Consider the following 7,831-nt stretch of genomic DNA (forward strand, 5'->3'; position numbering starts at 1 on the left):
CGCGGTTCAGGTAAAGCTTTCGGTGAGCGCGGGAAGTATGGCGTTATAATTTTCGCCGCCCGCAAGCTGCGAAAAGGACAACCCGACCATTACATCATATACTATATTCTTACCCTCGTCGAAATAGACTTCGAATTTTTCGGACGGAACAATCCACATATCCGTTACGCCGCTAACGCTCTTGCACGACAGCCGACGCGCTCCTTTAAAAACCCTGTCTGCCCTGCCCGAAAGTAACGACGTAAGTTCATCGTCGGAAATAAACGGAATCAACGCCTTTATTCCGAGAACAACAACGGGCAAGCCGCTAACGGAGTCATACAGCCTGTTGCCTGTGTCAATAAATCCGTTCCCGTCTATTTCTTTTCCGCAAAAAGTTAAGCTGTAACGGCATAACGTTGCCGACAAATCGGTTTTTCGGTGATAGACTGCGCACACCGCCCTAAACAAATTATAGAGAACTATAGCCGAAATTACGGCGGTGCAAAATCCTACCGACAGCGGCTTATTAAACGCGTCGGAAGCGCTTTTATAACGCAAACATCCCGCAAAAAACACACAACCGCCGAATACGAACGTGGCTATAAAAAAAGCCGCAGTGCCCTTTAAATAGCCGCTCTTTCCCGCGAACAACACTGCGGAAAGAGCAAAGCCGAGCGCAATTTTCAAAACTGCCGACAGTACGGTAGGCAACGATATTAGCGGGTAAAAAAGCGACGCGGCACTACCGAGCATGGCTGCAAGCAAAAGTCTCCACCACTCGCGTTTAACTCTCGTAAAACGGTAAGCGGTGGCGCCTATGCAATATGTGAGCAATAAGTTTTGCACTATCAACGGTTCGATATATACGCTCATACAAATATAATAGCATAAACTTTGTCGCCGAAAAATACTGTTGTTGTCGAAAAAGACCTAATATAAGCGGGTAAAAAAATACCCGCAAATTTATCTTTGCAGGCATTTTATGTTTTTTTGTTTATTGTTTATCGTTGCGGTGGCGATTGTTAAGCTGTTTTAAAAATTCGGGGAAACCGGAATCGTCAACTTCTACGCGCGAACCGGGAATTTTGGGACCGCCGTCCACAGGCGAAAGGCGCTGAGGCTGCATAGGCTGTTGCGGCGCTACGGGTCGCTGTTGGGGAGCTCCGTTCCCGAACGGATTAGGGCTTTGATATTGCGGCTGATTGCCGAATGCGGGCGGATATTGCTGTCTGTTATCGTACTGACGACTTGCGGCGGGATTTACGGGAATTTGTTGGGGTTGCGGCGCGCGAGGCGGTGCTTGAAAGATATTCAATTCGCCGGGATTGCCGCCCGTAAGTCTCGAAAAATATTCGTCGCGCGAATTTTGAATAGGCTGTTGCACGGGTTGAGCCTGCTGAGTTGCCGCAGCGGCTTCGCCCATAGGCGTTTCGAAGCCCGTCGCAATAATAGTCACCAAAATTTCGTCGTTAAGCGTCTCGCGAATATCCGCGCCGAATATAATGTTCGCCGCAGGATGCACCACCTGACGCACAAGGTCAGCCGCTTCGTTAATTTCTATAAGCGTAAGGTCCGTTCCGCCCATAATGTTTAATATAACGCTCGACGCGCCTTCTATAGACGTTTCGAGAAGAGGGCTGAAAACGGCTTGCTTTACGGCTTCAACAGTCCTGCGCTCGCCGCTGCCTCTGCCTATTCCCATGTGAGCTATGCCTTTATCGCGCATAACGGTACACACGTCGGCAAAGTCGAGGTTAATGAGCGCGGGCGTAACTATTAAGTCGCTTATTCCCTGTATGCCCTGACGCAAAACGTCGTCGGCATATTTAAACGCGTCGAGCACTTGGAGTTTAGAAGCCACTTGCATAAGCTTTTCGTTGGGAATAACAACAAGCGTATCGACAACCTTTTTAAGGTTTGCTATTCCGATTTCGGCGTTGTTCATGCGGGTAACGCCCTCGAACGCGAAAGGTTTTGTTACAACCGCTACGGTTAGCTTGCCCATTTCTTTGGCAATAGAAGCCACAACGGGCGCCGCGCCGGTACCCGTTCCCCCGCCCATTCCTGCGGTTATAAACACAAGATTAGCGTCTTTAATCGCGTCGGCTATGGCAAGGCGACTTTCTTCCGCCGCTTTTTGTCCTATTTCGGGGTCGGCGCCCGCGCCCATGCCGTGAGTAAGTTTATCGCCTATCTGAATTCTGTGTTGCGCCTTAGACATATTGAGCGCTTGCAAATCGGTGTTAAGCGATATAAACTGAGCGCTTTTTATATTTACGGCTATCATGCGGTTTACGGCGTTGTTGCCGCCTCCGCCTACGCCGACAACCTTAATAACGGCAGGCATATTAGTAATGTTCTTGGAATTGATTTGCATATAAACCTCCAAACAACGCTTTAACGTTCTCGTTTTTCTTAAAATTCAGTAAATTATTTTCTTCCGAACAAACGTCCGAAAAAACCTTTCTTTTTTGCGGCGGGCTGTTGGTTGAGCACCATATCCATAAGCCCTACAACGGTAGACATATTTGGGCGGCTGAAAGGCGGAAACGACGGACTTATTATTTCCACAGGCTTGCCTAACCTTTTGGATAGATAGTCGCGCGCGCCTTTAAGATAGCTAAGCCCTCCGCCCGTAAGATGATAAGGTATGTAATCGGGGTATTCGTATTCGCATTTTGCCAAACATTTTTCTATTGTGGACGCTATCAAGTTAATACGTTTCATAACGACTTCGTTCACGAGTTTCGCGGGAAAAGGAATACGGGTGTCGCGGTCGGCAATTTCGTATACGTCCGCTTCCGACGCGTTGAGCGAAAGCACAACTTTGCGCTTTAAACTCTCGGCTTGCGGAAACGTTATGTTAAACGCCATAGCAAGGTCGCCCGTAATATGACCGCCTCCTACCGAAAAGTTATATAAACTCAACAATCCGTCGCCACGCCCTACAGCAACCGAAGTGGTTATATATCCGACGTCTATAAGCACAACATATTGGTCGCGCGTTATATCGTCGAACAAAACGAGTTCTTCGGCAAGCACGCTCGAAACGTATTCAACCGACTCTATTCCGAGTTTTTCCAAAATGCCGCTTATAAAGTTTATAAATCTTGTTTCCGCAAGCACATAGGAAATATGCCCGCCGAGTTTATTGCTCGTCATACCCACAGGCTGAACGAGCCGACGCTCGTCGTCGAGAGTGTAATAAATAGGACCTATGTTAATAACGGTATAATCGGGGTTATTTTCGAAATCGTCGCCCTGAGCGTGCAAAAGTTCAACGTCTGCTTCGGTTACTTTACGTTTTTTAGTTAGAGAAATGCTCGTGTCGCGGCAAACAACGGTTGTAAATTCGCCTGGCACGCCTACATAAAGTTGCTTTATTTTGGTGCGCGAATTAGTTTGCGCGTTGTTTACGGCATGTCCGATTGCATATTCGAGTTGCTCCGGCTGAAACCATTCGCCGTCGGCAAAACCGGCATATTCGCATTCGCCCATGCCGTTTATGCAAATCGTATTGTTGACTCCGCGTTCTCCTATAAATACGTCTATTTTTCCTGAACCGAAATCAAGAACCGCTACGTCCTGAGCCACTGTTTTCTCCTCACTATGTTTGTATTATATAATGTTATAAGCCATAAGTCAAGGGATTTGCGGCACGCACATGCCCTTAACGCTACAAAAATAAACGCGCCGCAACTACACGCCCGACACGGTTCCGTCGTCGGCACGGTACGAAGCTTTATTCGCGCCCGTTATAATAAGAGTGCCTCCGTGCACGTCTACGCTACCCGAAAAATAAATCGACAACGCCAGCCTAAGCTTGTCCGCAAGTCCGTCGGGATTGAGTATTTCGCAACTCATTCCCGTATGGGTTTTCATTTTTATAAACTTGCCCGTTAAGTCTATTTCGTCGAATAAACCCACAACGTCGTTACGGTAATAGCCGCAACGTTCCAACCCCGCGAAAATTTCGGTTACAACCGAATAAGTGTTTACGCCGCTCTGCGATTCGTATGTAAACGTGTCGCCGTCTTTTAGTTCGGGCAAGCTGACACCGAGTTTTAGCTCTATTGCTTTCTCCCCGTCGTCGTTGGGCATAACCCTCATGTCGTTGCCGAGATAATAAGTTCTCATTCCGTCGCTTACTTTAACGTAAACGCGCACTTCAACATAATTTATGTATATTCTGTTGGGAAAGCTTTTTTCTATATTCAGAACCCGTACTCTCGGAACCTTGCTTTCAACGTTTGCGCTCACCTTGTTTTTGTTCACGAAAAAGATGCTCGAACCGCGCTTAATACCGTGATTCGCAATAACTTCGGACGCAAGAGAAGAATCTTCCACGTTTGCGCAAGAAGCGTAAACGTGTTGCACGGAAAAAAGAACGCTGTTGAAAACTACCAAAAGCGTTAAAGACAAAAGCACCGAAAAAAGTATTATGAGCTTTTTATTTCTCATAAAACAATTATAGCATTTGTCGAAAAATAAATCAAGTGTTTGCGCGCAAATCCGCGATTGTAGTTAAATCCGTACTCTCGAAATATCGGCGCCGAGAATCGCGAGAGCGTTTTCTATTCGGTCGTATCCTCTGTCTATATGCCTAACTCCGCTTATAACGGTTTCGCCTTCGGCGCCGAGAGCCGCCGTTACAAGCGCCGCTCCGCCGCGCAAATCTTCGGCACACACAACTGCGCCTCCCAACCGTTTCACGCCTTTAACCACCGCCACACGGTCTTTAACGATAATTTTAGCGCCCATTTTAACGAGTTGCGTAGTATATTTAAACCTGCTTTCGAACATATTCTCAACTATAAAACTCGTTCCGTCGGCAGCCGCAAGCATAGCCGTTATTTGAGGTTGCATATCGGTGGGAAAACCCGGAAAAGGCTGAGTTTCTATTTTATGCACGGCGTGAAGTTTTCCGCTCGACTGTATATACGCCCCGTCGGGAAGGTCGTCTACTCTGCACCCCGCCCTACGCAATTTTTCGAGCACCGCTTGCATATGTTCGGGTTCTACGCCCGTAATACGCGCGCTGCCGCCCGCAGCGCCCACCGCCGCAAGATAAGTAGACGCGGCAATTCTGTCGCCGAGCGGAACGTATTCGCCTCCTCCGAGCGAACCTACGCCCTCAACCGTTATAACCCCGCTACCCGCGCCCGTAACTTTACCGCCAAGATAATTTATAAAGTTTTGCAAATCAACAATTTCGGGCTCGCGCGCCGCGTTTCGAATAACGGTTATGCCCTTCCCGAGAACGCCCGCCATCATTATATTTTCGGTGGCGCCCACGCTGGGAAAATCCAAATTCACTACTCCGCCGCGCTTTTCGGTTCCGTCGCAAATTATCATGCCGTTAGATTCGGTTACTTTAATGCCGAGACATTTAAGCCCGTATATATGTAAGTCTATCGGACGCAAACCGATTTCGCAACCGCCCGGATAGCTTATGTCGGCATATCGGAAACGCGCGAGTATAGGTCCTAAAATGAATACAGACGAACGAATGGAGCTTGTAAGTTCTGCGGAAACAAGCTTAGGATTTGCGTTTTTGCAATTAACCGTCAATACCCCGTCCGAAAGTTCGGCTTCCCCGCCTATAGACTTGATAATTTCTATCATGCTGAATATATCGGCAATAGCGGGACAATTTCTTATATGTATTTCTTTGTCCGACATTATGCAACACGCTATAAGCGGTAACACGGAGTTTTTTGCCGCCGACACATGCAAGTCTCCGCCGAGCTTTCTTCCGCCTCGGACAATCAGTTGTTCTTTCATACCTACCACCCTCTTTATCGGATAATATAGTGTATGAAAATCCGTAAAAACTGTTACATTTTCGGTTGCGGCAGCATAAATAAATTGCAAACCGTTTATAAAATCGTACTATGACGACATAAATTTCTTATTTTTTCTAACTGCAAAAAATACGCCCGCAAAATTTGCGGGCGTATTTAAAACTATTTCACTATTCTTTTTATTTCTTTAATCTCGAACGCAATTTATCGAGCACCAACGAGTTGGCAAGTCGGCGAACCTTATCGGTTTGCTCGTCTACCTGAATGGTGGTAAACTCTTGAGGCAGAATGTCGCGCACTATTTCCTCTACCTCGCTGTGAGGAACGTCGCCGTCGCCGAGTTGCTGCACAAGCTGTTCCATTATAAGTTTGTTGGCAACTTGTTTTGCAAGTCTCGAAGCGATATCCATTTCAACGCTTGTAGCGGGAATAGGCGCCTGTTCGGTAACGAAATCGGGGTTCATTACAAGCATGTTATCGTCGGTAAAGCCGGATATGTCAATACTCGTAGCGTCTATTTTTGATATAAGACTGTCGGTTGTGAGTCCGCTTTCTTCCGAAAGAACAGTAGACTCGGTTTTGGAAGGTTGCGACTTTTTCTTAGTTCCCGACTTAGCCGACGAAGTCTTACGGCTCGACTTAGAACGCGACGACGCTTGCTTTTTAGGCTGACGCGGTGTTTGAGCTTCGTCGTCAACAAATCCCGCCAACTGGTTTAATTCGGTTTTAAGGTCGTTTATAGACCTCGACAACTCGCCGCCGTCGGTGGAATCGCGTTCGGAAAGCGCGCCTATTTCGTCTTTGATTCTCGAAATTTCGCGAAGAATTTTTTTGTTCTCTTCCGCAAAATTTTGCTTTCCGAGTTCGGCGCGTAAAGACGCAATTTCTTTAAGCACGGCGCCGTTATCCGCAACCGCCGAATTTACCGCGTTTCTGCTAACCGCTTGTTTAATGCCGTCTATTTGCTCGCGTAAATCGTCCGCCGACGCGCTAAGCGCAACCGACGCCGCGATTTCGGCTTTGAGTTCTTCGATTTCTTCTCTAATCTTCTCGTCGGAAGCGCGATTGATATACTCGTTCTGCCTTTCGAGAAGCCGAGCCATTTCCGACATAAAGTTCAAAGTTGTAGCGTCGGCTTCGCGTTGATTCGCTATTTCTTCTTTGAGAGCCGATAGTTCGTTCAAAACCGTTTCGGAAACAACGTCGTTTTCTCTGTTCTTTAAAGCGGCGATTTCAGCTCTGAGCTCGTTAAAGCTCGCTTCCGTCTTTTCGCTGTCGTCAATGGCTATGTTGGTGAGTTTGTCTTTCATTTGCGAAAGTTCGTCGGAAAGCTCGCGCGTTTCGCTCGATTTCTTGATTAGCGCAAGTTCGTCTCTAAGCGCCGAAATCTCGTCGAGAATTATATTGTTGTAGCTTTCGTAAACAACGTCGTTGCTCGTTCCGTCGTTCACGTTTGCCATACTAATCGCAAACAGTTGGTCGCGTAACGACTGAACTTCCGAAACAAGCTCGTCTTTCGAATGAATTTCCGCAGGAGCGGTTCTCGTTTTGTTAAGTTCGTCTTTAAACGCTTGGAATTCGTCGCGCAAAGCAAGAACTTCGTTTATAATACTCAGGTCAGGCTCTTCCTTTATTGCGCGCACGTCCTCTTTAATCGAGTCAACCGCTTCTATCAAGCCCGCAGTTTCGTCGGATGCGGCACCCTCGCGCAACTTTTCAAGCTCTTCGCGCATACCGAGTATTTCGCTGAGCACGGTAGTGTCGGGTTCCGCCTCTACCTCGTTTTGCGCGGGCATGTTGGCAAGCTGTTCTCTGAGCGCAGAAAGTTCGTCCCGAAGCGTGAGCACTTCTTCAAGTACCGCAGTATCGGGTTCCGCCTCTACCGCGTTCTGCACAGGCATGTTTGCAAGCTGCTCTCTGAGCGCAGAAAGTTCGTCCCGAAGCGTGAGCACTTCTTCAAGCACCGCTGTGTCGGGTTCCGCCTCTACCTCGTTTTGCGCGGGCATGTTGGCAAGCTGTTCTCTGAGCGCAGAAAGTTCGTCCCG

5 protein-coding genes and 1 pseudogene are annotated in these 7,831 nt (G+C 47.8%); all 6 read right to left on the bottom strand.

Annotated elements, in window-relative coordinates:
- Nucleotides 1-6 precede the first annotated feature (6 nt).
- Nucleotides 7-855, bottom strand: coding sequence for a sigma-E processing peptidase SpoIIGA (locus tag NFR62_RS02655; protein WP_251613468.1), 849 nt, complete (start codon nt 853-855; stop codon nt 7-9).
- A 481-nt stretch (nt 856-1,336) separates the two neighbouring features.
- Nucleotides 1,337-2,329 (bottom strand): annotated as a pseudogene (gene ftsZ / locus NFR62_RS02660) (cell division protein FtsZ); the annotation flags it as partial.
- Between the two features lie 83 nt (nt 2,330-2,412).
- Entirely contained in the window at nt 2,413-3,576 is a 1,164-nt protein-coding gene (locus tag NFR62_RS02665) for a cell division FtsA domain-containing protein (RefSeq protein ID WP_251613471.1), read from the bottom strand.
- 105 nt (nt 3,577-3,681) lie between these two features.
- Nucleotides 3,682-4,443: an FtsQ-type POTRA domain-containing protein gene (locus tag NFR62_RS02670; RefSeq protein ID WP_251613474.1), complete on the bottom strand. Its 762-nt coding sequence runs from the start codon at nt 4,441-4,443 to the stop codon at nt 3,682-3,684.
- Nucleotides 4,444-4,506: 63 nt separating this feature from the next.
- The gene (gene murA, locus NFR62_RS02675; RefSeq protein ID WP_251613477.1) at nt 4,507-5,766 is read right to left on the bottom strand and encodes a UDP-N-acetylglucosamine 1-carboxyvinyltransferase; all 1,260 of its coding nucleotides are present in this window, start codon (nt 5,764-5,766) and stop codon (nt 4,507-4,509) included.
- Nucleotides 5,767-5,965: 199 nt separating this feature from the next.
- The coding region (locus NFR62_RS02680) for a hypothetical protein (RefSeq protein WP_251613480.1) at nt 5,966-7,831 on the bottom strand (1,866 nt) is incomplete at its 5' end.

This window comes from Pumilibacter muris (assembly GCF_943193045.1).
Lineage (GTDB): Bacteria > Bacillota > Clostridia > Christensenellales > Pumilibacteraceae > Pumilibacter > Pumilibacter muris.

Coding starts and splice junctions, on each gene's coding strand:
- murA (WP_251613477.1), bottom strand. CDS start 5,766: ATGAAAGAACAACTGATTGTCCGAGGCGGAAGAAAGCTCGGCGGAGAC.
- NFR62_RS02655 (WP_251613468.1), bottom strand. CDS start 855: ATGAGCGTATATATCGAACCGTTGATAGTGCAAAACTTATTGCTCACA.
- NFR62_RS02670 (WP_251613474.1), bottom strand. CDS start 4,443: ATGAGAAATAAAAAGCTCATAATACTTTTTTCGGTGCTTTTGTCTTTA.